At 65.7% G+C, this 23522-nt stretch carries 19 protein-coding genes; 7 read left to right on the top strand and 12 right to left on the bottom strand.

The features are described from left to right. The 4 genes from treZ to ACRECX_RS07275 form a co-directional block, all read right to left on the bottom strand. The gene (gene treZ / locus ACRECX_RS07290; RefSeq protein WP_431558167.1) at positions 1-1806 is read right to left on the bottom strand and encodes a malto-oligosyltrehalose trehalohydrolase; all 1806 of its coding nucleotides are present in this window, start codon (positions 1804-1806) and stop codon (positions 1-3) included. Beyond that, positions 1806-3875: a glycogen debranching protein GlgX gene (glgX, locus tag ACRECX_RS07285; protein WP_431558166.1), complete on the bottom strand. Its 2070-nt coding sequence runs from the start codon at positions 3873-3875 to the stop codon at positions 1806-1808. Before glgX ends, treZ begins: the two co-directional genes overlap by 1 nt. Then, positions 3872-7186 (bottom strand): maltose alpha-D-glucosyltransferase, encoded by a 3315-nt coding sequence (gene treS / locus ACRECX_RS07280; protein WP_431558165.1) that lies wholly within the window; start codon positions 7184-7186, stop codon positions 3872-3874. The genes glgX and treS overlap by 4 nt, the downstream gene beginning before the upstream one ends. Before the next feature lie 131 nt (positions 7187-7317). Next, positions 7318-8739, bottom strand: a complete 1422-nt coding sequence (locus tag ACRECX_RS07275; protein WP_431558164.1) for an alpha,alpha-trehalose-phosphate synthase (UDP-forming) — start codon at positions 8737-8739, stop codon at positions 7318-7320. 295 nt (positions 8740-9034) lie between these two features. On the opposite strand from ACRECX_RS07275, the gene otsB reads away from it, so the two are divergent. Beyond that, positions 9035-9757 (top strand): trehalose-phosphatase, encoded by a 723-nt coding sequence (gene otsB, locus ACRECX_RS07270; protein WP_431558163.1) that lies wholly within the window; start codon positions 9035-9037, stop codon positions 9755-9757. 188 nt (positions 9758-9945) lie between these two features. Here the strand turns inward: otsB and ACRECX_RS07265 are convergent, their stop codons facing one another. The 4 genes from ACRECX_RS07265 to ACRECX_RS07250 form a co-directional block, all read right to left on the bottom strand. After that, positions 9946-11040 (bottom strand): calcium-binding protein, encoded by a 1095-nt coding sequence (locus ACRECX_RS07265; RefSeq protein ID WP_431558162.1) that lies wholly within the window; start codon positions 11038-11040, stop codon positions 9946-9948. A gap of 142 nt (positions 11041-11182) precedes the next feature. Beyond that, positions 11183-12316: a helix-turn-helix transcriptional regulator gene (locus ACRECX_RS07260; protein WP_431558161.1), complete on the bottom strand. Its 1134-nt coding sequence runs from the start codon at positions 12314-12316 to the stop codon at positions 11183-11185. 81 nt (positions 12317-12397) lie between these two features. Further along, positions 12398-13048, bottom strand: coding sequence for a UdgX family uracil-DNA binding protein (locus tag ACRECX_RS07255; RefSeq protein WP_431558160.1), 651 nt, complete (start codon positions 13046-13048; stop codon positions 12398-12400). Next, positions 13023-13883, bottom strand: coding sequence for an SDR family oxidoreductase (locus tag ACRECX_RS07250; RefSeq protein WP_431558159.1), 861 nt, complete (start codon positions 13881-13883; stop codon positions 13023-13025). Before ACRECX_RS07250 ends, ACRECX_RS07255 begins: the two co-directional genes overlap by 26 nt. A gap of 193 nt (positions 13884-14076) precedes the next feature. Between ACRECX_RS07250 and ACRECX_RS07245 the strand changes: the two genes are divergently transcribed. Both ACRECX_RS07245 and ACRECX_RS07240 read left to right on the top strand, forming a co-directional pair. Beyond that, the gene (locus ACRECX_RS07245) at positions 14077-15429 is read left to right on the top strand and encodes a hypothetical protein (protein ID WP_431558158.1); all 1353 of its coding nucleotides are present in this window, start codon (positions 14077-14079) and stop codon (positions 15427-15429) included. Positions 15430-15634: 205 nt separating this feature from the next. Beyond that, on the top strand, positions 15635-16207 hold the full coding sequence (locus ACRECX_RS07240; protein ID WP_431558157.1) for a hypothetical protein: 573 nt from the start codon (positions 15635-15637) through the stop codon (positions 16205-16207). Positions 16208-16229: 22 nt separating this feature from the next. Here ACRECX_RS07240 and ACRECX_RS07235 read toward each other — a convergent pair whose 3' ends face one another. Genes ACRECX_RS07235 through ACRECX_RS07225 form a run of 3 tightly spaced genes read right to left on the bottom strand, consistent with a single transcriptional unit; the run spans position 16230 to position 17872 of the window. Beyond that, positions 16230-17141 (bottom strand): metallophosphoesterase family protein, encoded by a 912-nt coding sequence (locus ACRECX_RS07235; RefSeq protein WP_431558156.1) that lies wholly within the window; start codon positions 17139-17141, stop codon positions 16230-16232. 51 nt (positions 17142-17192) lie between these two features. Then, a complete protein-coding gene (locus ACRECX_RS07230; RefSeq protein WP_431558155.1) occupies positions 17193-17579 on the bottom strand; it encodes a PIN domain-containing protein in 387 nt (128 codons plus the stop codon). Next, entirely contained in the window at positions 17576-17872 is a 297-nt protein-coding gene (locus ACRECX_RS07225; protein ID WP_431558154.1) for a type II toxin-antitoxin system Phd/YefM family antitoxin, read from the bottom strand. Before ACRECX_RS07225 ends, ACRECX_RS07230 begins: the two co-directional genes overlap by 4 nt. A gap of 397 nt (positions 17873-18269) precedes the next feature. On the opposite strand from ACRECX_RS07225, the gene ACRECX_RS07220 reads away from it, so the two are divergent. The 3 genes from ACRECX_RS07220 (at position 18270) to ACRECX_RS07210 (ending at position 22040) form a co-directional block, all read left to right on the top strand. Continuing rightward, positions 18270-20402 (top strand): YadA family autotransporter adhesin, encoded by a 2133-nt coding sequence (locus ACRECX_RS07220; RefSeq protein WP_431558153.1) that lies wholly within the window; start codon positions 18270-18272, stop codon positions 20400-20402. Positions 20403-21034: 632 nt separating this feature from the next. Beyond that, positions 21035-21544, top strand: coding sequence for a hypothetical protein (locus ACRECX_RS07215; protein WP_431558152.1), 510 nt, complete (start codon positions 21035-21037; stop codon positions 21542-21544). Positions 21545-21605: 61 nt separating this feature from the next. Further along, positions 21606-22040, top strand: a complete 435-nt coding sequence (locus ACRECX_RS07210) for an NUDIX domain-containing protein (RefSeq protein WP_431558151.1) — start codon at positions 21606-21608, stop codon at positions 22038-22040. A gap of 6 nt (positions 22041-22046) precedes the next feature. On the opposite strand, the gene wrbA is transcribed toward ACRECX_RS07210, so the two are convergent. Next, positions 22047-22664, bottom strand: a complete 618-nt coding sequence (gene wrbA, locus ACRECX_RS07205) for an NAD(P)H:quinone oxidoreductase (RefSeq protein ID WP_431558267.1) — start codon at positions 22662-22664, stop codon at positions 22047-22049. A 357-nt stretch (positions 22665-23021) separates the two neighbouring features. Here wrbA and ACRECX_RS07200 point away from each other — a divergent pair, with 357 nt between their 5' ends. After that, positions 23022-23522 (top strand): GNAT family N-acetyltransferase, encoded by a 501-nt coding sequence (locus tag ACRECX_RS07200; protein WP_431558150.1) that lies wholly within the window; start codon positions 23022-23024, stop codon positions 23520-23522.

Genomic DNA, 23522 nt, shown 5'->3' with positions numbered 1-23522 from the left:
CTACTCCTGACCCGACAACGAAGCGACGGCCGACCACGGCGGCAGGTCGCCGCGCGCAAGCGCGCTGCCCGCGCCGTCTGGATAGGCGAAGAACGGCGCGCCCAGCGCGAGCGGCAGCGCGGCGGGGCTGCCGCCCAGATTTGCGGCGAGCGCGAGGGCGTCACCATCGCCGAGCCGCCAGCTCACGGCAAAGGCGGGGCCGTCGATCGCCTCCACCTTGCCGGCATGGCCGCCGATGCCGGCGAGTCGCGGCACCACATAGGCGAAGCGCGCCGCGATGAGGCGCTTCAGGAAATCGGTGCGCGCGGACGTCCTCGGCGCGAGTGTCGACGCGGCGAAGGTCTCGGCTGCGTTGGGATCGGGCACGCGATTCTGCGTGAAGGCCTCGGTGAACATCTTGTTGTTGCGGAACTCCTGATTGCGGCCCTGGCGTACCGCCTCGGCCAGTGTGCCGGTGAAGTCGGTGAAGAACAGGAACGGACGCTCCTCTGCATACTCGTCGCCCATGAAGAGAAGAGGAATGTGCGGGGATAACATGAGCAAGGTCAGGGCCGCCTCCACCGCCTGAGGCGCCACCAGGGTCGTGATGCGATCTCCGTGGGCGCGGTTGCCTACCTGATCGTGGTTCTGGAGAAAGTCGATGAATGCCGTCGGCGGTAGATGGGCGGAAGGGTCGCCGCGCTTGCGCCCACCGCGAAACGGCGACGGCTCGCCCTGATAGCCGAAACCTAGCGCCATGGTGTCGGCGAGGCGCTTCGCCGGTGCGTCGGCGTAGTCCTGGTAGTAGCCGGCATCCTCGCCGGTGAGGAGCGCATGCATGGCGTGATGCCAGTCGTCGTTCCACTCGGCGGTGAAGAGGCGCGGGCGGTTGTCCGCATCGAAATCGAGGAGCCGCGTCGAGTTGTCGTCGTCCTCGACGGTGAGATGGATGTGGCGGTCCGGGAAGCGCGCGCGGACCTCGCGGGCCATTTCGGCGAGGATCGGCTCTTCGCTGTCATCCCGGATATAATCGATGGCGTCGAAACGGAGACCGTCGAAGCGAAACTCCTCGAGCCAATAGAGCGCGTTGTGGATGAAAAAGTCGCGCACCGGCTTGCGATCGAAGGCGATGGCGCCGCCCCAGGGCGTGTGGCGCTCCGGATGAAAGAAGTCCGGCGCGTAGAGCGGGAGATAATTCCCGTCCGGACCGAAATGGTTGTAGACCACGTCGAGCAGGATCATGAGGCCCCGCTCGTGCGCGGCATCCACCAGGCGCTTCAATCCCTCCGGCCCGCCATAGGCGACATGGGGAGCGTAGAGCAGTACGCCGTCATAGCCCCAGCCGCGATTCCCTGAGAACTGCGCCACGGGTAGAAGCTCGATGGCGGTAATGCCGATCTCGGCGAGGCGGTCGAGGTCGCCGGCGACGCCGTCGAACGTGCCGTCATCTGAGAAGGCGCCGGTGTGCAGCTCGTAGAGAACGGCCTCCTCCCAAAGGCGGCCGGTCCAGTCGGGGTGGCGCCAGTCATAGGCGCGGGGGTCGGTCAGGCGGCTGAAGCCGTGCACGTCGCCCATCTGCGCCCGCGCCGCGGGGTCCGGCACGAAACGACCGTCTGCCAAGTCGAAGCCGTAGCCGCGCCCAACGTCGACGGCGTCGGTGGTGAGCTCGAACCAGCCGCCGCCCGCCGCCTGCATGGGGATTGCCTGGTCGGTATCGGCGACCACGAGCGAGACGTTGGCCTGCGCGGGCGCCCACAGCCTGAAGCGCGCGCCGCCGTCGACCAGCTCCGCGCCCCACGGCAGTTCATGCGCAAAATGCGCCCCCATTAGTCGGTCCTCTCGAACAACAGGAGCCCGTGTCCCGGAATCGTCACCTTGCCGGTGGCGATGGGCGCCGGGTCCGGCCGGATCAGGCCGCGCGCCGAATCGCACAACAGCCGCCAGCGCAGATGGCGCTTGCCGAAATACGGGAAGATGAAATCGATGGGCTCGGCGTCGCTGTTGAACAGGAGCAGCAGGATCTGCTTGTCGCCGGCGAACGCCGCGCCAATGCATTTGGCGATCGGGTCCTCCCAATGCTCGGCCTGCTTCTCCTCGCCGTCCGGCTTGAACCAGGCGATGCTCTTGATGAGCGGGGCCACCGGCTCGCCGTGCAGGAACTTGCGGCTGCGCAGCAGCGGAAGTTGCTCCCTTAAGCTGACGACGCCGCGCACGAATTCGAGGAAGGCCACGTCGCGTTCGCCGAGATTGCTCCAGTTCACCCACGACGTCTCGTTGTCCTGGCAAAAGGCGTTGTTGTTGCCGCCTTGCGTGCGGCCGAGCTCGTCGCCCATTTGCAGCATGGGCGTGCCGTGACTGAACAGAAGGCTTGCCACAAAAGCGCGCCGCAGACGGTCGCGGAGATCGAGAATGGCGGAATCGTCGGTCGGGCCTTCGACGCCCCAGTTCCAGCTACGATTGTCGGAGTGGCCGTCCCGGTTCCCCTCCTGGTTCGCCTCGTTGTGCTTATGGTTGTAGGAGACAAGGTCGGTCAGGGTGAAGCCGTCATGGGCCGTGACGTAAGTGATGCTCGCCCAGGGCTTGCGGCCGCGCCGGTCGTAGATCTCGGCTGAGCCTGAGATGCGGCGCCCAAGCGCCGGCAGCATTCCCATGTCGCCCTTCCAATAGGATCTCAACCCGTCGCGCCACAGATCGTTCCACTCGGCCCAGCCTGGCGGAAACGCGCCGACCTGGTAGCCGTTGTCGCCGAGGTCCCACGGCTCGGCGATCAGCTTCACTTGGCTTAGGACCGGATCCTGGCCGACGGCATCGAGGAACGACGCGCTCGGGTCGAACTCCGTGTTGTCGCGGGCGAGCGCGGTGGCGAGGTCGAAACGGAAGCCGTCCACGCCGCACGCCGTGACCCAATAGCGCAACGAATCCATGACAAGCTGGAGCACGCGCGGGTGGCCGATATCGAGCGTGTTGCCGCAGCCGGTCGTGTCGCAATATTGGCGCGGATCGTCGGCGAGCTTGTAGTAGGACGCGTTGTCGATGCCGCGGAACGATAGTGTGGGGCCGAGGTCGTTGCCCTCCGCCGTGTGGTTATAGACCACGTCGAGGATGACCTCGATGCCGGCGCTGTGCAGCCGGTCCACCATGGCGCGGAATTCCTCAACGCCGGCGCCCGGAGAGAGAAAGCGCGTGGCCGGCGCGAAATAGCCGATACTGTTGTAGCCCCAATAGTTGCTGAGACCGTGATCGACGAGGTGGCGGTCGTCGACGGAAGCGTGCACCGGCAGAAGCTCGATGGCGGTGACGCCGAGCTTGACGAGATGATCGATAACGGCCGGGTCGGTGAGCCCAGCAAACGTCCCGCGCAAATGTTCCGGCACGGCGGGATGACTCGCGGTCATGCCCTTGACGTGCGCCTCGTAGATCACCGTCTCGGCCCACGGGCGGTTGGGACGCGCGTGCGACGGCGGCTCGCCGTCGGCGACCACCACGCATTTCGGCAGAAAGGGCGCGCTGTCGCTCTTGCTCATGACGAGGTCGGCGCGCTTGGCGCCGATTTGGTAGCCGAACAAGGCGTCGTCCCACACGAGAGGGCCGACGTGCAGGCGGGCGTAAGGGTCAAGCAACAGCTTGTTGGGATTGAAGCGGTGCCCGGCGCGCGGTTCGTAAGGGCCATGCACGCGGTAGCCGTAGAGTTGTCCGGGGGCGAGCCCAGGCACATAGCCGTGCCACACCTCGTCGGTGTATTCGGGCAGGGTGATGCGCGCCGTCTCGCCGGCGGCGTCGAACAGGCAAAGCTCGACGCGGGTGGCGTTGGCGGAGAACAGGGCGAAGTTCACGCCGCGGCCATCGAAGGTCGCGCCGAGCTGATGCGGCGACCCAGGCTCGAGTTTCAGCTTCATGGGCTCGTCGGTGCCGTCTCCTCGCCAGCCGGCTCGTGCATGGGCTCGACAAGCTCAAGCGCGGCGCGCAAGGGAATCGACAGCAGCACGGGCCGGTTGGCGCCTTCGTACACGATCTCGTGGAATAGCTTGTCGGCCAAGAACAGCGGCAGCAGCTCGCCGCCAGCGAGATGCGAGCCGCTCACGGAATCGTCCCGAGCCATGCCGTAGGCCTTGAGGAATCTGCGCTCGGCGTCGGAGCGCCAGCGAAGCGCGAGGGCCTCGATCTCGGCGAGTTGGCTCGCGCCACGCTGCTTCTGCCGGTCGACAGCGGTCCGCGCGGCATAGTCGAACGAGCGCAGCATGGTGGCGATGTCGCGTGACGGCGGCGCCTTTTGGCGGCGCTCCGCCACCGGCTGGTCCGGCTCGCCTTCAAAGTCGACAATATAGACGTCGTTCTCGGCGACGAGCACCTTGGCGAGGTGGTAGTCGTTGTGCAGGCGGAGCTTGTTGCCCCGCGCGATCTTGGGAACCAGGGTCTCGATACGCTTGAGGACCGCTTCGCGGAGGCCAAGCAGCTTGACGGCGGCCGCGCGGACCTCGTCATCTGCCGTCTCCGGCAATTGCTCGAGATAGGCGAAGGCCTGCTCGGCGCGGGCCATGGTGCGCGCGGTCCACTCTTCGAGATCGGCTTTGGTGACCGGCTCTGGTGCAAAGTCCGGGTCACCGGCGCCGGCTTCGGCGAAGACGCGATGCAGCTCGCCGGTGCGCCGGCCGATGGTCTCGATCAGCGACAGTGAATAAGGGATGCCTTGCACGGCGCCATCGAGGGGAGGGCCGGCAAGGCTCGCTTCCTCGAGCTCGCGGTCAAGGGCGTTGACCACCACCGTCCAGCCGTCCCCCTGATTGCGGACGTGCTCAAAGGCCACGGCGAGCGCCGTCGGCGTGCCGCTGCCGTCAACATGCTCGAGCGAGCCGAGATAGCGGGGGCTGTTGGTGAAGCCGGTCTTGGCGAGGTAACGGCCCATCTCGATGCCGGGGTCCATGCCGGCGCGCAGCCGACGCGCGATCTTGAGCTTCACGCGGTCGCCGAGGGTCATTGACGTGTGTGCCTGCTCGCCGGTCGTGGCGCGCTGCACGGTGGTCTCTTCGCCGAGGTCGAGCGCACGGAGTGCCTCGCTCGCCTCGAGGCGCAACTCGCCTTCGAACGCCGGCAGTGTCGTATGCTCCACCATGGCCTTCAGCAAGGCCCTCGGGAAGGTTTCGCCGGCTGCGGCATCGAACACGATGCCGGCCCGCGGCCCACGCCTGATTTTGGCGAGGAGATAGGGCAGCAGGGGGCTGTCGTGCCGCAAGTCCTGCTCGCCCCAGGAGAGCGCAAGCGGCAGGAAGTAGCGCTGTTTGGCGCCATCTTGCAGGGCGACGTCGGCGGCCAGTAGCAAGAAACTCTCGCGGGCGGACTGGGGCAGTTCGCCAAGGCGCTGCGGCATTGCCGACACGATCGCGATGTCCTTGGGCCCGAGCCAGCGCTGCCGGGCAAGGTAGTTTGGCAGCAGGTCGTAGACGAAGCGGTCGATGCGCTCGCGATCGCCGCGCTGGCTCTCGACAATGTTCCATCCTTCGCCCAACACGTATGTTTCAAGTTCGGGCAGGGACTCCGGTGCAAGCTCCGGCGTCGATGGCAGGCGCGAGGCGTCGGCGAGGGTGAACCAGTAGAAGCCGTAGGCCGGCAAGGTGAGCAGGTAAGGCAGCGTGCCGATCGGCGGAAAGGTAGAGGCGCCGGTCAGCTCGATAGGCACCTTGCCCTTCTGCGCGCCGAGGTCGAGCTCGACGGCTTGCGCCGAGCGCGACAGGTTGAACACGCAGAGCAGCACGTCGCCGTCATGCTCGCGCAAATAGGCGAGTACCTTGCGGTTGCGCGGCCGCAGGAACGTCATCTTGCCGTGGCCGAAGGCCTTGTGCGACTGGCGCACGGCGATCATGCGCTTGTTCCAGTTGAGCAGCGAGTTGGCATGCTTTTGCTGCGCCTCGACGTTGACCGTCTCGTAGCCATAGATCGGGTCCATGATGGGCGGCAAATAGAGGCGCTGCGGGTCGGCGCGCGAGAAGCCGCCATTGCGGTCGGCGGACCATTGCATGGGCGTGCGTACGCCGTCGCGGTCGCCGAGATAGAAATTGTCGCCCATGCCGAGCTCGTCGCCGTAATAGAGGACAGGCGCGCCGGGCATGGACAGGAGCAGGCCGGTCAAGAGCTCGATCTTGCGGCGGTCGTTGTCGAGGAGCGGCGCGAGGCGCCGTCTGATGCCTAGATTGAGCCGGGCCCGCTGATCGGTGGCGTAGGTCTCCCACAGATAGTCGCGCTCGGAGTCGGTGACCATTTCCAGAGTCAGCTCGTCGTGGTTACGCAGGAAGATCGCCCACTGACAGAGGTCGGGAATGGTAGGCGTCTGGCTGATGATGTCGGTGACGGGGTAGCGATCCTCGCGCGCCAGACTCATGAAGATGCGCGGCATCAGCGGGAAGTGGAACGCCATGTGGCACTCGTCGCCGTCGCCGAAATAGGGAGCCGTGTCCTCGGGCCATTGATTGGCCTCGGCGAGCAACATGCGGTCGGGGTAGCGCTGGTCGAGTTCGGCGCGGAACCGCTTCAGGATCTCATGCGTCGCCGGCAGGTTCTCGTTGATAGTGCCCTCGCGCTCGACGAGATAGGGCACGGCGTCGAGCCGGAGCCCGTCGACGCCCATGTCGAGCCAGAAACGCAGGACGCGCAGAATCTCGGCGAGGACCCGTGGATTGTCGTAATTGAGGTCCGGCTGATGCGAATAGAAGCGGTGCCAAAAATAGGCCTGGGCGACGGGGTCCCAGGTCCAGTTCGAGGTCTCGGTGTCGAGGAAGATGATGCGCGTGCCGGGGTATTTCTGGTCGGTGTCGCTCCACACATAATAATCGCGCCACACGGAGCCGGGCTTTGCGTTCCGCGCCCGCTGGAACCACGGGTGCTGATCGGAGGTGTGGTTGACCACGAGCTCAGTGATGACCCTGATGCCCCGGGCGTGCGCCGCCGCCACGAACTGGCGAAAGTCGCGCATGGCGCCGTAAGTGGGGTGGATCGCGCTGTAGTCGGCGATGTCGTAGCCGTCGTCACGGAACGGCGAAGGATAGAACGGCAGTAGCCACACGGCGGTGACGCCGAGCTCCTGCAGATAGTCGAGCTTCTGCACGAGGCCGGCGAAGTCGCCGATGCCGTCGTTGTCGGCATCGTAGAACGCCTTGATGTGCAGCTCGTAGATGACGGCGTTCTTGTACCAGAGCCGGTCGTTGCGATCGATCATAGGGGCTCAAACGAGTGGGCGCGCGGGCGATGATGTGTCGAAGGGCGCCTTGATAAGCGCAAGTGCGGAGAAAAGTAAGGGGCTTGGTGGTCCCAGGCGCCGGGGCCGGGCGCCGCCCCTCGGGCCTGGCGTCAGGCGACGCCGAGCTTCTTGGGGAACAAATTGACCGGCTTGGTGTCGGAATCGGCGAAGGTCTGGATGAAGCTGTCCCGCCAATTGGCGAGGTCGTAGGTCTCGATCCGCTGCCATAGCCGGTTGTGGCGGGCCCAGCGTTCCTGGCGCGGCATGGTTAAGGCGCGGTCCAGTGCCCGCGCCATCTCGTTGATGTCGTGCGGGTTGATGAGCAGTGCCTCGCGCAGCTGCTCGGCGGCCCCGGCGAAGCGCGACAGCACGAGCACGCCGGGATTCTGGGGGGCCTGCGCCGCCACATATTCCTTGGCCACCAGGTTCATGCCGTCGCGCAGGGGAGTCACGAGGCCGACCGCACTCTCCCGGTAGAGTCGGGTGAGCGTGTCCTGGGGCAGGCCGCGATGCAGATAGGTGACCGGCGTCCACCGCATGTCGCCGAAGCGGCCGTTGATGCGGCCGACCAGGCGCTCGACCTCCTCGCGGATCTCCTGGTAGACCGGCAGGATCTCGCGGGTGGGCGGGGCGATCTGCACCAGGCGCACCTTGCCGCGATGCTCGGGAAATTCCTCGAGCAGCATCTCGAAGGCGCGGAGCCGCTCTGGCAGGCCCTTGGTGTAGTCGAGCCGGTCGACGCCGATGATGGTCTTCATGTCCTCGCCGAGATCGGGGAGGACAGGGGGTTTCGCGCTCTCGCTGTCGGCAAGTCTGCGAAAGGCGGCGGCATCGATGCCGACGGGGAATACGGACGCGAGCGCGGTCTCGCCTTGCGCCGCGATGCGGTCGCCGCGCAGCTGCTCGCCGTCTAGCGAGGCGGCGACGTAGCGGCGGAAATTGTCGCGGTCGGAGCAGGTCTGAAAGCCGACGACGTCGTACACCATCAGCGCGTTGCCGAGCCGCTTCTGGCCGGGCACGGCGGCGAAGATCTCGGGCGAAGGGAAGGGCGTGTGCAGGAAGAAGCCGATGCGGGAGGTGCAGCCCCGCCCGCGCAGTTCCTCGGCGAGCGGGATCAGATGATAATCATGCACCCAAAGGAGATCGTCGGGCCCGATCAGCGGCATCAGCGCATCGGCGAACCTGGCGCTGACGTTGAAATAGATCTCGTTGTGGGCCTCGTTGCACTGGGCGAGGTCGAGGCGGTAGTGGAGTGCCGGCCACAGGCAGCGGTTGGCGTAGCCGTAGTAATAACCTTCGGCCTCTTCCGGCGTGAGATCGATGGTGGCGACGGTGAGGCCGGAGTTCGTTTCGACCTTGGTGGCGGCGCCGGCGGCGTCCTTGGTGACCTCGCCGCTCCAGCCGAACCACAGGCCTTGCGAGGCCTTCAGCGCATCGCCAAGGGCGACGGCGAGCCCGCCGGTCTGAAACTTGGCGTTGAAGTCGGCGACGCGGTTGGAGACGACGACCAGCCGCCGCGTCTTAGCCGTCATCTTGCGCCTCCCGGAGTTCGCGAGGGGCCTCGGCATGCCAAGATGCATGCTTGAGACGTCCGACATGTCTCATAGCCTCGTTGAATGACGCCCCCATGTCCCACCTCCGATAGAGCGTCATATTTTAAACCGAAAAGGTCACAATGGGTTCCTAACGTGTCCAAATTTGTTCTACTTCCATCAAGCCGAGGTGTTGCCCTGCGCGCCTGGTGCGGCGCGGGCGCAAGATCGCTTAGGGCCTTGGAATCATGACGGGAACGAACACGGACGATTTGTTGCGAACTGACGAGGACTGATGCCAAGGTCTTTGCCGCCCATTCCGGCGAACCCCGCCTTTTTCATCGATTTCGACGGAACGCTGGTGCAGATCGCGGCCCGGCCGGATCTGGTTGATGTGGAGCCAGTGGTGCGCCATGTGCTCGAATCGCTCGACGATCGGTTCGGCGGAGCGGTCGCGGTGGTGACGGGACGGCCGCTCGACGTGGTGGATGGCTTCCTCCCGCCGCTGAAGTTGTCGGTCGCCGCCGAGCACGGTTCGGTGCGGCGGGACGCAAAGGGCCGGGTTCACGTCGATCAGCGCGGCTTGGGGGCCGTGAAAAGGGCGGCGGCGCGGCTCGAGCCGTTGGTGGAGGCCAATCCGGGTCTCTTGCTTGAGCCCAAGCTCACATCGGTGGCGTTGCACTACCGCCAGCGGCCCGAGCTGGCGGAGGCATGCAAGATGGCGGTCGAGGCGGCCGCGACCGGGGTCGCCGGCCTCGCTATTCTTTCCGGCAAGATGATCTACGAGCTGCGCCCGGAAGGCGTCGACAAGGGCACGGCGGTCGCCGCGTTTCTCGCCGAACCGCCGTTCGCGGGCCGCATCCCCGTCTATGCTGGCGACGACGTCACCGACGAGCACGCCTTCGCGGTGGTCAACGATTTGGGAGGCATCACCATCAAGGTCGGCGACGGCGATACGGCGGCGCAATACCGGACAGACCGCAAGGGGCTGTTCGCGTGGCTGGCCGGCGCCGCGTAGAGCGGGTAGCGACGCGCGAGAGATTTGGAATCCCTCCCCGCGAGGGGAGGGCAGTCGCGCCCCGATCTTCGCGAAGCGAAGTCGGCTGGCGCGACGGGTGGGGCGGGGCGCACACCCCACCCGGCTCGTCGCGCTATGCGCGTCTCGCCACCCTCCCCTGAAGGGGAGGGATTCAATGTGTATCCGCCCTAAAGAATGAAATCGCCTTTGGCGAGAGCGCCGACATTGACGAAGATCTCGAAGTCGGCCTTGCCGTCGCCGTTCACATCGCCCTGGACGATCACGGTGGCGCCCTTGTCGATGTAGCGCAGCTCGCCCTTCTCGTCGTGGAACTTGCTCTTGCCGATCCACGTGAACTTCTGATTGCCCCCGCCCGACTCGGCGTCGATGTCCTTGAGGTCGATCTTGTCGCCCTGGCCGCGGTTGAAGTCCATGATCCGGTCGCGGTTCCCGCCCTTGACGCTTTCCTTGGCGGAATTGAAGTCGAAGCGGTCGGCATCGAGGCCGCCGAACAGCGTGTCGCGTCCCGAGCCGCCGGTCAGCACATCGTTGCCGGCGCCGCCGTTCAATGTGTCGTTGCCAAAGCCGCCGTTAAGCGCGTCGTTGCCGGCATCACCGAAGAAGATGTCGTTGTCGATGCCGCCGGTCACGACATCGTTGCCGTCGCCGGCGAGCACGTCTCCGGAAAGGCGCCCTTGTGCGCCGTTATAGGCGTCGTTGCCGGGGCCTAAGAGAATGTCGCCGATCATTTGTCCGGTGTTGGTAACCACGTCTCTCGCGACCGCGCCGGTTCTGGAGTAAGCCGCGCCGTCTCCGGATATCTCGCCGCTGTTCTGAAGTAGAATCGTTTCGGTGGTGCCGTTTGATCCAAAAATAGCGAAGCTGGTTGCGTCGATCGTACCGCTGTTGTCGATCGTCGAGGTCGTCGTTGCGCTTATCCCACCGATGCGGATTCCGGTTCCCGTCGGCGCAGAAATCAGTCCCGCATTCGTGAGGTGAGAATTCGCTTCGAAAAAGACGATCGCTAGGGATGCGACCCCAAACGTATGAACTTGACCGCCCGGGCTTATGGTCACTGTGCCGCCGCCTAGGCGTATCGCAATCGAGGCAGTAGTTGCGACCGTGCCGTAGACGAGAACCTCGTTGCTGCTGCCGGTTCCGAAGATCGTGGTACTTGCCGTCGATGCGATGGTGACGCCGCTCGCGACGAATACGCTGTCGGTCGTTCCAAGATCGGCAACGGTGCCCGCTTGAGTCACGGATTGCGGTATTTGCCATGCCATAGCCGTTCTCCTTTGGGTTGCTGCGGGTCGTTCTCCGCGCCACCTCCGTTCGCTTATCCCTAGCGCAACGAAGGGGCGCCGCGCCTCGACCGATCGGGTGAAATGGGGAAACTAAATTTCGGGTGGCTGCCGAGACGGCGGGCTAACCGGCCAAGGGACTGGCGAAGCCGGCAACGAGCTTGACGAGATCGGTCTGGCCTTTTGTGCCGGTCTTTTCGAACAGATTGTGCAGATGCGTTTTCACCGTGGCGCTTGAGAGCCCGAGCATCCTGGCCGCGGAGGGGCCGCCGCCGCATTCGAGGACGGCGTAAAGCACCCTGATCTCCGCACCTGTCAGCCGGTAGGTCTTGGCCACCAGTTCGATCGGCCCTGGCACATCGAGCTCGGCCTTGCGGAGGAAGACGGCGGCGACCGCCGCGTAAGCGACGCCTGTTTGCCGGCGGGAGCCGGACGTCAGCGGCAGGATGTTGGCGTGATAGCGGTCGCCGTCGCTGGCGATGAGCGGCACGGCGATTCCCTTGACCGCGACCGCCGTGTCCCCTCCTGCGGCGGCGCGGAAAGCAGATCGCATCGCGTCAGCGGCCTCATTGTCGACGGGGCAGAGCGAGTCGCCGGCGCGGCGCACGACTTGGCCCTCCTCAAGCATCGTTTCGGCGCTTCTGTTGGCGAAGACGATGGCGCCATGTTCGTCCACCAGGAGCACAGCGGCTGCAAGGCCGTCGATCGTGTCGCCGAAAGCGGCAGCCTCGACCTTGGCGAGGTCGATCACCTTGCCGATCGCCACGGCCCTCCGAACATGCGGCGCGAGTAGCGTCATGCGATGGATCATCGCGTCATCGACGAGATTTTGGCTCATGTCGCGGCCGACCGAGAGCGTTGCGACGCTGGTCGAAGACTTGTCGAGCGTCGCCGCCACGAAATCCGTGTAGCCTTGGGGTGCGCACCATTCCTGGAAGAATTGCGAGGCGACCAGTTCTTCGTAAGGCATCATTCGCGATGCGACGACGACGTCTCCCGGCGCGGCCATCATGAAATGCGGAGCCAGCGGGTTCAGCCTGATATACCGCTCGAAATATGCCCTGGTGTAGTCCGGGTTGTCTCCCCAGTTGAAATGGAACCTCCCGCTCGCATGGACCACGTCGTGCGAATAGAGCACCGCCGCGCAACCTTCGATGAAGTCGGCCACTCTGCGCAGGACTTCAGGCCAAAGACGCGGGTCGAGGCTTGCGTCGTAGACGACGCCGATCAACTCCGATAGGGCCGCTGGTTTGACCACGCCTGGCGCCTCTACTCGCTGAGCTGAATTGCCTTTTTTGTACCTGAGACGAGCAGCCGCCGGTAGCCTACAAGCTCAGGCCTACTTCGCCGCATCGGCCGCGAGGCGCAAGTCCTTCACCAGAAGATCGAACTCGCGGCGCTTGTCACGTTCTTCGCGGAGGCGAAGCAGATAGGAGGGGTGGACGGTGATGAGCGCCTCGGACTCGCCGGTTAGCGCCAGGAGCCGGCCGCGGTTGGCGCCGATGGTCATCGGCTTGCCCATGACGGCGCGCGCTGCGGTGGCGCCAAGCGCCACGACGATACGCGGGTGCAGCACGTCGAACTCGTTCTCAAGCCACCAATGGCAGGCGTCGATCTCGCTTGTGTCAGGCTTCTTGTGGATGCGGCGCTTGCCGCGCGGCTCGTTCTTGAAGTGCTTGACGGCGTTTGTGACATAGACCTCGTCGCGGTCGATGTTCGCCGCTTCGAGTGCCTTGTCGAGGACTCGGCCCGCCGGCCCGACAAAGGGGCGGCCTTGCACATCCTCCTGATCGCCGGGCTGCTCGCCGACCAGCATCAGCGAAGCATCGGCCGGGCCTTCGCCGAACACGGTCTGCGTTGCGTGCTTGTAAAGGTCGCAACGCGTGCAGCCGCGGGCTTCGCCTGCAAGCAAGCGAAGCGCCGCAACGGGATCGTTGATCCGCCGTTGCTTGAACAGCGGCAGCTCAGCTTCCGACCATCTCGCCGCCATTGGGATGCAACACCTGGCCGGTCATGTAGGAGGAATCCTCGCAGGCGAGGAACAGGTGGCACGGCGCCACCTCGTTGGGCTGGCCGGCACGGCCCAGAGGCACATGTTGCCCGAATTCCGCGACCTTGTCCGCAGCGAAGCTCGCCGGGATGAGCGGCGTCCAGATCGGCCCGGGCGCCACGGCGTTGACCCTGATGCCTTCCTTGGCAAGCTGTTGCGACAGCGAGCGGGTGAACGAGACGACGGCGCCCTTCGTGGCCGAGTAGTCGACGAGCACGGTCTGGCCGCGATAGGCGGTCACCGACGCGGTGTTGATGATGGTGGCGCTGCGCGTCAGATGCGGCAGCGCCGCCTGAGTCATATAGAAATAGCCGTAGACATTTGTCCGGAAGGTGCGGGCGAGTTGCTTCTCGCTGATGTCGCCGACGTCCTCGTCCACGTGCTGCTCCGCGGCGTTGTTGACGAGGACATCGAGGCCGCCGAACTGGGCGACGGTCTGCTTCACGGCATCGGCGCAGAAGCTTGCCGAGCCGATATCGCCTCTGATCAAGAGGCATTCGCCGCCTTCCTCCTCGACCAGACGTTTCGTCTCCTCGGCGTCCTCGTCCTCTTCGAGATAGACGATGGCGACGTCCGCACCCTCGCGGGCGAACAGCACGCTCACCGCGCGGCCGATGCCGCTGTCGCCGCCGGTGATCAGCGCGGTCTTGCCGGCGAGGCGGCCCGCGCTCGGATAGCGGGGCTCGAATTCGGGCTGCGGCACCATCTCGGTTTCGCGGCCCGGCTGGCGGTCCTGCTCCTGGGGCGGCTGTCCATTCGGCTTATGCTTGAGCATGACGTCTGCTCCTCGACTCACGTGCTTGAAGTTAAAACGGGAAAGCCGAGAGGAGGTTCCGCCGCGCCGCCGCTAACCGATTTTGCAACGGGGAGCTTCCCGGCATCCTTACAAGTTGGCAATGTGTGCCTATATGAAGCGCGCACGTGTGCGGGGGATGCTAGAATTTCACCACTCTGAGGTGACAAACGACATGGACGACATGCCACGACAGAACACCGCGCTTACCGTCGCGTCGGGAAGCGACGTTGCCGAGATCATCGACGAGCCTTCCGGCAAGCTGGCCAAGGCGAGAAGCGGCGGCCGCGCCGTCAGGCAGAAGGTGGTCCGCCCAAGCGCGCTCGGTATGCTGCTCCGGCCGATCGGCATCTCGATCGGGCTCGTGCTCATCGCCTACGCAATCCTGTCGCTCGGCACGACGTTCTATCGCAGCTATTACCGGCATCTCGACCACACGGCGTCGGTCCACGCCGACAAGAGCGTGTTCGACATCTTCTTCCCGAGCAAGACACTCCCGCCCGACGCCGTCGACCTCGTGGTTAAGGACGTGGACGGCACCTTGCACAAGGTGATCGCCAGCAAGTCCGAGGCCGACAAGTTCGTCAACGACACGATCCTGATGCTCGACGAGGAGCGCGCGCGCATCAAGCAGGCGGCGCATCAGGACCTCGACCGCAGCTTCGCGCTCGCCTTCCAGGACCGCGAGCAGGCGATCTCGGCCTATGCCGACTGGTTCTTCGCCTGGAAGCGCTCTTATGTGGTGTTGAAGGAGACGGTTTCCTCCGCCGTCTCCCGGTTCCTCGAAACCGGCAAATACGAGTCGGTGACAGAGGCCATCGAGGCCGACGTCCGGGAATATTTTTTGCGCAATTACAAGGAGCAGGTGCTGAAGCCGGAACTTCGCGACGAGACCATCACCAAGGGCGTCGAGCAGGCGGTGCGCCACGCCCATGACAGCTACCGGCGGGTGATCGCCAACGGCGACATGCGGCTCCAGCTGTTCCTCGCCAAGCATACCAGTCACATGGAGGAGGTGCCCCCGTCGGCGTCGATGACCAACGTCAAGCTCGATTGGGACGCGCAGAAATGGAAAGCGCCAACCTACCTCATGGAGGACCGCGCGTTTGACGGCGTGGTCGGTGTCGGCACGGCGGCGGCCGGCGGCACGGTCGGCGCGCTCGCGCTCGGGCCTGCCATCAACGGCATCATCGCACGGAGCTTCGGCGCGCTGTCGGGCCGGGTCGCCGTGTCGGTCGGCACGCGGCTGGCGCCGGCGCTGCAAGGGGCGGCGGTCGGCACCGCGGTCCAGCCCATGGGCGGGCAGGTGGTCGGCGCCGCCATCGGCGTCGTGATCGGCACGGTCATCGACTATCTCGCCAACGAGGCCAACGAAGCGATCAACCGCGAGAGTTTCGTCGCCGCCAACGAGGAGGCGCTCGACGCCACCATTGCCACATGGAAGTCCAGCTTGGAGGCCAATATCGACACCGCCATCGACAAGTGGTTCGACGACGCCAGGGCCTCCGTTGTACTCGCCGCCAAATAAGCTGACAGGATTGCCGTCCGCCCCCGCCCCGCGGCCCTGGGGCGAGGCGCTCCGCGCGACCCGCCCGCCGTGGGTGTCGGAGGCGGGCGAAGGGGCGCCAGAGGCGAAGTTCTGGCAAAAATCCGGGAACGAATTTCGGTCGCATTTCCGCCGTTTGGCGGGCTATGCTGAGCCCAACAAGGAGAATAACAGGGGCGTCACGGGGATGGAGGAAACCGCCAAAGCCATCGCGCGTCCGGCCGCCAGTCGGTCGCTGCGCGAGGCGATCCGCAAAGCGCGTCTCGACGAGGCCGAGCGCCTCGACGTTACCGCCGATCTCCGCGACGGCGAGATGGCGCGGCTCGAGCTGCTGAGGGCGGAGCTCGAGACGATCTTCGCCGAGATTCCGAAACAGGACGACAGGTTCAACCTGGCGCTGGTGCCGAGCCGTCCGGCGCGGCTGTGGATCGATCTCTTCACCTATGTCGCCGTCGACGAGGGCTCCGGCGCCTATCTCTTAGTCCGCAACAGCGAGAACGGGCGGCGGACTTTGTTCAGCGCCAACAACGTCGCCGACATGGCGGAACGCATCACCAAACATGTGGCGCACGAGATCGTGCGCCGCGAGCGGCTCGAAACGGCGCTGGTGGAGTCCGGCCGCAGGGAGAAGCTCGTCGACACCGAGCCGGCAGGTTCCGGCGGAATGGGCGTTGTGGTCGCAGCCTTCGTCGTCGGCGTGATCACCGGCGCGGCCGGCCTGTTCGCCGCCGTTTGGCTCAGCATCTCCCAGTTTGACTGATCGCTCGCCGGGAAAGCGGGCCTCAGCGGTCGCGTAGTATGCGCCGCTCGCATTCCCACACATGCTCGTTGCTTGCCGCCGCGCGGCCGACCATTTCCACACGCCAGCCATCGCCGGACCGCTCGATCATATACTCGTTGTAACGCGCAGCGGGCGACTGCCCTTCCACGGCCTCCGACGCCGACGGCACGCCGACGATCAGCGCTGTTCCGCTCGCGGTATCGAGCTCGTGCACCGTCTGGGCATGATCGTGGCCGTGCAGCACAAGCTCGGCGCCATGCGCCCGCAACACCTCGCGGAGCTTAGTGGCGTCGCGCAAGCCGCGCCGCCAGCCGGCTTGGCCGGGAAGGGGCGGGTGATGGATCAGCACGACGCGGAACAAGCCTTCGCGCCCGAGAGTGTCGAGAGCGCTCGCCAAGTAATCGAGCTGCGGGCGGCCAAGCTTGCCGGCGGCGATGAACGGCATGGTGGGGATGGCCGACGATAGGGCGACGATGGCGATATCGCCGTAGCGGCGCACGAAGGGGAAGCCGGTGTCGGGCGTCCTGAACAGCGCCTCGCCGGCCGCGTTCCCTTCCATGTACGGCTGCCAGTGCCGCGTGCCGCGCTCGGGGTGCAGCCGCACATAGGCATCGTGATTGCCTGGGATGGCGGTGACATGGTCCGGGGGCCCGAGATGATGCAGCCACTCGGCGGCGCGCAGGAACTCCTCGGGCAGGCCGAGATTGACGAGGTCGCCGGTCACAGTGACGTGGTCGGGCTTGCGCTCGATCAGGTCGCGGGTCAGGAGATCGAGATAGTCGCGCCGGTGCACGAATTTCCGCCCGCGATGCCAGTTCACATAGCCGAGCAGGCGCTTCGACAGGAGGTGCCGGCGCTTGGCGCGCGGCATCGGGCTCAGATGAATGTCGGAGAGATGGGCGAGGGTGAACATGCGGCCGACCGCGCTGGATTCGTCAGTTCAGTGGTTACTGGATGCCCTCTTTCACAGGTCCATGATTGCGATGCTGAGCGCTCGCGCCGCGGCGGTGAGCCGCTTATCATAGCTTGCGAGTTCGATGGCCTGCCCCTGCTGACGAAGGAACTCGATTGAAGCTAGGTGCAACGAATCGAGTGTGCGGACCGGCGTTGGGAATGGCTCAAGTGCTCTCTCAAGCACCGCCGGCGATAGCTCGATCAGCGCGATAGTATCGATCAAAGTGCGAGCCTCTTCTCCGTGTGAACGAGCGAGGTGCCGCGCGTTGAGCTTGTTCCAAACCTCGTATTGAAGTAGCCGACTTGCGGTTAGCTCTTCCTGCCACAAGGCGTCAGGCGGAGTGCGATCCTCGGCCAATAGGTGCGCAATCACCACCGAGCTATCGAGGAAGATCATCGATCCTCTCGATCGGCATCCAATTCCTGCATTAGCTCACGAAATGTCGCGACCGGCTTGCGCGGAGGCACTCTGCCGCCTGGAAGCCGGGCCGGTGTAATCAGTCCTTTGCGGACTGCCTCCGCCAACTTGGCATCGGCGACGAGCGGGCTGCGGTCCGGGCGCGGCGGCACGAGTTCGGCGACCACGCGGTCGCGGTCGGTGACGAGCACGGTCTCGCCGCCGGCGGCAAGCCGCACATACTCGCTGAGCTTGTTTTTCAGCACTTTCAGGCCGACGGAGCGCATGAGCATAAAGTAGCTACCGGAAGCTACTTTGGCAAGGTGCTCGCTCGAGCCCTACTGCACGGGGCCTGTAGCCCGGATCAGCGAAGCGCAATCCGGGGGCCCGGACGAAGGCATCTGATCCCGCATTACGGTTCGCTCCGTGCAGGCTACGACTAATCCCTCCCCCTTGCAGGGGGAGGTAAAAAATTCTCCGTTAACTGACGGTTAACCATGGCGCGGCGACAACTAGACCGCGGCGTGCATCTGCTTTCAGCACGCTGCGCTTGCAAATTGCGTAGGCTGCAATCGCCTCGTCCAGTCACCCGCGACGCCCTCGTTCCCCGTTCCTCGCTCCGTCCCGATGTGACGCTTGCGGTCCCTTAGGGGGTCCGCGCGATGCGCGCGGAAGAAGGGGGACTCGGAAATGCGCACCACCACTCTATCGCTGCTGTCCACTGCCGCGCTCGCGGCGATCCTCAGCGTAACGCTTCCACCAGACCGCGCCTTGGCGGTCGTGTGCCAAAATGCGGGCGCCGGGCCGGTCGGAGCGGCAGGCGATGACGGTGGAAGCGGAGACAATACGGCCTGCGGCCAGAACGCAATTGCCAGCGGTACAAACAGCCAAAACAGTGCCTTCGGCAACCAGGCCGATGCGAGCGGCGATACGGCTGCCAACACGGCGGTTGGTGCCAACGCCGACGCCAGCGGCCTGAACGGCAGCGGCAACACCGCTATTGGTGCTTCTGCCACAGCCACCGGCGATACCGATGCCGCAAACGTCGCAATCGGCAACAGCTCGTTCGCCTCCGGCGACGGCGGCTCCAACGTCGCGGTCGGCGTCGGCAGCAATTCTAATGGCGCTGGCAGCTCAAATATCGCCCTCGGCGACGACGCCAACGCCAGCGGCGCCGGCAGCGGCAACGTTGCCACCGGTCCTTTAGCCAATGCCAGCGGCGCTGGCAGCCTCAATACCGCGATGGGCAGCGGCGCCAATGCCGCGGGCGACGGTGGTTCCAACATCGCAACCGGCGATAGCGCCAACGCCAGCGGCGCTGGCAGCCAGAACATAGCCAGCGGTTTCCTGGCCAATGCCAGCAACACCGCCGGCAACAGCAGCAATATCGCGATTGGACGTCAAACTAATGCAACCGGCAACGACAGCTTCAATATCGCGAACGGGTTTGGCGCCGTTGCGAATGGCGATGGCAGCGTCAACAACGCCTATGGCTCGGGCGCCAATGCCACCGGCGACAACAGCCGCAACCTCGCTAGCGGGGAGTCTGCCAATGCCGGCGGCGCCAACAGCCGCAACACCGCGCTTGGCTCAACCGCCAATGCCAGCGGTGCGGACAGCGCCAATATCGCCATCGGCCAAGGTGCGACGGCGACCGGCGATAATGCGACCAACATGGCGCTCGGTTTCGGCGCGTCGGCCAGCAACAACTCGGTCGCCCTCGGCGCAAACTCGGTGGCCAACGTCGCCAACACCGTGTCGGTGGGCTCGCTCGGCAACGAGCGCAACATCGTCAACGTGGCGGCCGGCACCTTGTCGGCGACCAGCACCGACGCGGTGAACGGCAGCCAGCTGTTCGAAACCAATGAGCTGATCGCCTCGATCGCCGGTTCAAGCGTCTATTTCCAGGCGAACTCTGCCGCTCCCGCCGCCGTCGCCTCGGGAACCAACGCCGTCGCCATAGGCCCGAACGCGACCGCTTCGGGCAATTCCTCGCTTGCCATGGGCAATGGCGCCCAGGCGACCGGCCCCGGCGAAATCACGCCGTCCGACAACATCGCGATCGGCACCAATTCACTGGCGAGCGCGGACGGCGCCATCGCCATGGGTCTCAATTCGAGCGCGACAGGCGTGAACGCCATCGCTATCGGGCAGGGCGCGAGCGCAACGGGCTCCGTCGCCATGGGCACTGGTGCCTCCGCCGGGAACGGCGGCGCGGCGTTCGGCGATTTCGCGACGGCGACGGGGACGAACAGCACGGCCATCGGTCCGAATACGACGGTGGTGCATAAAAACGCCGCGGCGTTCGGCAACGGCGCGACGACGACGCGCGACAATCAGCAGGTGTTCGGCACGTCCGCAAACACCTACACCATGGTGGGCCTCACTTCGAGCCGCAGCAAGTCCGCGCAAGGCAAGGCGACGCACATTGTCACGTCCAACGCCGGCGGCGATCTTGCCGCCTACACGCCGTCGCAGCTCGGTCTCGCCACGCAGGGCGACATTGCGGGCTTGCGGTCGGACGTCGCGGGGTTGCAGTCGGACATTGACGCGTTAGGTCGCCGCGACAAGAAGTTGACCGAGGGCCTCGCCGCCGTGGCGTCGCTGGCGCAGCCCATCCTGCTGCCGGGTCAGCATTTCGCCATGCGCGCCGGCTGGGGCGGCTTCGACGACGCCAACGCCTTCGGCTTCACTGCGGCTGGCGTCGTCGCCACCGATCTGCTCGGAGGTGGCCGCGGCACGCTCGTTGCGGACGCAGGCGTCGGTGTCGGCACGAGCGAGGGCGAAGTCGCCGGCCGCGCCGGTCTCAGCTTCGGTTGGTAGGTGTGTGAATTCCTCCCCCTTTCAGGGGGAGGAAGTTCTTTCTGATACCGGCTTCGATACTATATACCGGAAAATATTCCTAGACCTCCGCATCACTCCCTATTACACTGCGCGCACCTCGTCCGCTGAAGGGGCGTTGCTCTAGAGGCGTCTTGAGTGGCGGGACGGGGTGCGGCGCCTGCGGGCCTCGTACGCTGCGAGGCACTCGGGCCGCATCGGGGCTCCCCCCGGGGCCACTACGGGCCCCCGTCAGGAGCTGGCTGACCGCCCGGAGCCCATCGCCGGCCAACGGAAAGCGGGGCCCGATGTCGAGTAAGACGCCGCGAGTGGCGCGCCGGAAGGCGCCCGCGTGTCCTCGCCAAGGACACGACACCATTACGGATTGCGCCTCTCGGCGCGCCACGCCTCGGGTCAAGCCTGAGGGCAAGCCTCATGCCTCGCGGGCTCCTGCCCGGCGAGAAGCCTTGGCATGGCCGCATCCCTCTCATTCGTCATGCCCGGACTTGTTCCGGGCATCTTATAGGGTGGAGCGGCAGGGGGAGAGGCCCAAGTGGATTGCCGGGACAAGCCCGGCCATGACGAACGAGAAGGAGCAAGTGGTGTCGGCCTGGCAGCCATGACAAGATCGGAGCATGGGACAGCGATTCATAATGACCGCAGCGTTCAGCGTTTTGCTGATTCTTGCTGTGCCGAGTTTGGCGCAAGCGCAGCAGCAGGTGGTGATGCCCGACGCCGAGAAGATCGTGCTGCTCGTGCGCAACAGCCTGATCACACTCAACGACGCAATTCAGACCGGCAATTTCACCGTGCTGCGCGACTCCGGCGCGCCGGGCTTTCGCGAGGCGAACACCGCCGCGCGCCTCTCGCAAAGCTTTGCCGACCTGAGCGCGAGGCGGATCGACCTCTCGGCTGTTGCGGTGATGACCCCGCAGCTCAGCGAGCAGCCGCAGCTCGATCAGACGAAAGGCATGTTGCGCCTCAAAGGTTACTTCTCGAGTCGGCCGGTCCAGATCGATTTCGAATTGCTGTATCAGGCGGTCGGCGGACGCTGGCGCCTGTTCGGCATCTCGGTGCAGCCCGGCGATGCGCCGCCACAAACTTCGGGCTCGGCACCGCCGGCCGCCGTCAAGAAGAAGAACTAGCGAGGAGGCAGGTCTGAGCTCGCCACGATCAAACGCCCATGTCTCGCGGCTCATCACGGCGATGCTGCGGCCCATCTGGCGCTTGCGGCGGGGCATGACGCTCGGCGCGCAGGGCGTGGTCGTGGGCGAGGACGGCCGCGTGCTCCTGGTCCGCCATAGCTACCGGCCTGGCTGGTTCTTCCCCGGCGGCGGCGTCGAATGGGGCGAGACGCTCGAAGACGCGCTTGCCCGCGAGCTCAAGGAGGAGGTGGGGGTCGCGCTGACCGGCCCGGCCGCCTTGCACGGCGTGTTCTCCAACGGCTCGAACTTTCCCGGCGACCATATCGCCGTGTTCGTCATCCGCGATTGGACGCGGCGCGAGAACTATCGCCGCAAGGGGGAGATCGCCGAGGCGGAGATGTTCGCGCCGGACGGCGTGCCGTCGGCGACCGAGCAGGGCACGCGCAATCGCCTCGCCGAGATCTTCGGCAAGGCGCCCGTGAGCCCGCGGTGGTGAGGTTGGCTAGTCCTCGCCGCCGGCGAGCCGCTTGGTGATCTTGGCGACGTGGTGGCCCTGGAAGCTCGCGAGGTTCAGCTCCTTCTGCGACGGCGCGCGCGAGCCGTCCGGCGCAGAGATCGTGCCGGCGCCGTAGGGCGAGCCGCCCTTCACCTCGCTGATGTCGGGAAGGTCGGGCGCGGAGTAGGGCAGACCGACCACGACCATGCCGTGATGCAGCATGGTCCAATGCACGGAGACAATGGTGGTCTCGTTGCCGCCGCCGGTCGAGGTCGAGGTGAACACGCTGCCGACCTTGCCGATCAGCGCGCCGGAGACCCACAGCGGGCCGGTCTGGTCGAGGAAGTTCCGCATCTGCGAGGTCATGTTGCCGAAGCGGGTCGGCGTGCCGATGATGATGCCGTCATAGTCGGCGAGCTCTTGCGGGTCGGCGACAGGAGCGGGTTGGTCCACCTTCATGCCGGCGGCGCGCATGACCTCCTCGGGCATCAGCTCGGGCACGCGCTTGACGGCCACCTGCACGCCGTCGACCGCGCGAACGCCATGGGCCACGGCATAGGCCAGAGTCTCAACGTGGCCGTAGGACGAGTGATAAAGAACCAGCAGTCGCGCCGTGTCCGCCATAGAGATGCCCCCGCTTGCCTCCAGGGGGCGTGGCTGCACGACCCCTCCGCGATAACCTTTAGCCTAGCAGATTCAACAGTGTGCCGAGAGGCGATAACACATACTGAACTTGAGCGGGTTCGTAAACTTGCCGCATGGGCGAGGCTTTCGGGCCCAAGAGCGCTGGACCGGGGGGCGCCGTCCATGATATGGCAGCGCCCGTCATGTGGCCGAGGATCACCATTTCCCGACGACGAGCGCGCGCCCGCCTTGCGCGGAGCGCTTGAAGCCTCGTCGCCGCATCCTCGTCTATTCCAGAACAGCGTTGGTGCCGCCGGCGGGGATGCCCCCTCGATCAGCCATTCCGGTACAAACGCCATGACCAAATTCGATATCCGCCTTGAGGCCGCCGCCGACGCGGCGGCGCTGTCGCAACTCTCCGCCGAAGCCTTCGGCCCCGGCCGCTTCGCACGTACCGCCTACCGGGTGCGCGAGGGGGTGCCGCCGGTGCCCTCCCTCTGCCTCACTGGCTGGCTCGACGGCCGGCTGGTCGGCGGCGTCCGCTTCACCGCGGTTCGGATCGGCGAGGCGGAAGGGGGCACGCTATTGGGGCCGCTGGTGGTCGCCCCGGCGGTAAAGGGTCAAGGCTACGGCAAGGCGCTGGTGGGCGAGGGCCTGAAGCGGGCGCGCGGCGAGGGCTTCCGCCTCGTTCTGCTCGTGGGCGACATGCCGTATTACGGCCGCTTCGGCTTCGCATCGGTGCCGCCAGGGCAGATCGCGCTGCCGGGGCCGGTGGATCCGGCGAGGCTGCTTGCGCTCGAACTGGTCCCCGGCGCGCTAAGTGGCACCGCCGGGCAAGTGAGGGCCCACGCGCCTTGA

It is taken from the genome of Methyloceanibacter sp. (assembly GCF_050726195.1).
In the GTDB taxonomy this organism is placed as follows: Bacteria; Pseudomonadota; Alphaproteobacteria; order Rhizobiales; family Methyloligellaceae; genus Methyloceanibacter.
The sequence above is the reverse complement of the archived record's forward strand: the minus strand, read 5'-3'. Positions and strand labels throughout refer to the sequence as shown.